The sequence below is a fragment of the Psychrobacter sp. TWR1-1-1 genome, assembly GCF_049895865.1.
GTDB lineage: Bacteria > Pseudomonadota > Gammaproteobacteria > Pseudomonadales > Moraxellaceae > Psychrobacter > Psychrobacter immobilis_A.
Map to the genome: position 1 here is coordinate 1 of NZ_JAFCTE010000049.1, position 1,309 is coordinate 1,309.

Below are 1,309 nucleotides of genomic sequence, written 5' to 3' on the forward strand. Positions count from 1 at the left end.
TGAACCGCCCCGGGATTGTCGGAGACCTAATATTCTGAGAGAATACGACAATGAAAAGACAAACCTATACTCCTGAGATTAAAGAACGCGCCGTTCGCATGCTGATTGAAGCGGCAGGCGATTACCCCTCCACCTGGTCAGCTATTCAAGCCATTGCTCCTAAGATTGGCTGCACGCCTGAAACCCTGCGATCGTGGCATAAAAAGCACATAGACCAAACCATTCCTGCCTCAGTACAAGCCCAAAGCCAAGAGCAACGTATTAAAGAGCTTGAACGCGAGAATAAAGAGCTCAAGCAAGTTAATGAAATCATCAGAAAGGCCGCGGCTTTTTTCGCCCAGGCGGAGCTCGGCCGCCCACCAAAGTGATGGTCGATTTTATTGATGACCATAAAGATAGTTACGGGGTCGAGCTGATCTGTAGAGTACTGCCGATTGCTCCATCAACCTATCACCGGGCTAAAGACTTAGAAGAATGCCCTGACAAGCGCTCATTACGCAGTCAACATGACGACTTCTACATCAGTGAAATCAAACGCATCTGGCAGGACAGCAAGTGCCGTTACGGTGTGCGTAAAGTCTGGCAGCAGATGAAAGTTGATGGGTTAAAGGTTGCTCGTTGCACCGTAGAGCGTTTAATGAGACAGCATGACCTACAAGGCGTCTGGCGTGGTAAAGGTAAGATTACCACCAACAGCCGTGACGACCAGAAGCGTGCTGATGACTTGGTTAATCGTAACTTTAGCGCTCATCGCCCTAACCAGCTGTGGGTGGCAGATTTTACCTATATCAAGACGACAAGCGGCTGGGTATATACCGCTTTTATTATTGATGTGTTTGCTCGTGCCATTGTGGGCTGGAAAGTATCTAATCGCATGAACACCGATATGGTGATGGCCGCGCTCAATCAAGCGATAACAGATAGGAATAATCCTAAAGAAGTGATCCATCATAGCGATCGCGGGGTTCAGTACTTATCCATTCGCTACACTTCTAGAATGAAGGACTCTGGCATTATTGCCTCGGTCGGCACAACTGGCGACTCGTATGATAATGCATTGGCTGAAACGGTCAATGGCCTATATAAGTCTGAGGTGATTCATTATTTGAAAGAGAGCTGGACTGGCGTCAACGATGTTGAATTAGCAACCCTTGAATGGGTAGACTGGTTTAACAAGAAGCGTTTGCATAGCACGATTGGTTATGTGTCACCTTTTGAGTTTGAAAAGCAGTATTATGATAATTTAATCCTGTCAGGTGTTGCTGCCTGACTCAAGTAAATAAGCCTCCGATAAAGTCGGGGCGGTTCA

Annotated in this window: 1 protein-coding gene and 1 other annotated feature; the gene reads left to right on the forward strand. The window is 47.1% G+C overall.

The annotated features are described in order from the left end of the window. Positions 1-50: 50 nt before the first annotated feature. A protein-coding gene (locus ACP69U_RS13790) for an IS3 family transposase (protein WP_426138838.1) occupies positions 51-1,270 on the forward strand; the annotation gives its coding sequence in 2 pieces (ribosomal slippage) (positions 51-336 and positions 336-1,270; 1,221 coding nt in all). Further along, positions 326-442: a sequence feature (AL1L pseudoknot), on the forward strand. It overlaps the preceding gene by 117 nt. Positions 1,271-1,309: the final 39 nt, after the last annotated feature.